Origin of the sequence: Flavobacterium sp. RHBU_3 (assembly GCF_046613565.1) — a bacterium.
In the GTDB taxonomy this organism is placed as follows: Bacteria; Bacteroidota; Bacteroidia; order Flavobacteriales; family Flavobacteriaceae; genus Flavobacterium.
This window is the reverse complement of sequence record NZ_JBKJHC010000052.1, coordinates 1-249: the sequence shown is the minus strand read 5'-3', so window position 1 is coordinate 249 and position 249 is coordinate 1. Positions and strand designations below refer to the sequence as shown.

1 tRNA gene is annotated in these 249 nt (G+C 40.2%); it reads right to left on the bottom strand.

What is annotated here, in order from left to right:
• Positions 1 to 53 precede the first annotated feature (53 nt).
• A tRNA-Ala gene (locus ACLI1A_RS19605) sits at positions 54 to 127 on the bottom strand.
• Between the last annotated feature and the right edge of the window lie 122 nt (positions 128 to 249).

Here is a 249-nt window from a genome sequence, read left to right as displayed (position 1 = left end):
TTATTCGAAAAATCGAATTAACAAATTACCGCATAAACGAATCAACTGACTCGTGGAGAATATCGGAGTCGAACCGATGACCTCCTGCGTGCAAGGCAGGCGCTCTAGCCAGCTGAGCTAATCCCCCGTACTTTTTAGTAGACAGTTAACAGTGTACAGTTAACAGTTACAAGAACGGTTCACTATAATAGTGTAAACTCAACTCCTAAAATTTCCTTTTCGTAAATGCGAAGAGATTCTTTTTTTTCC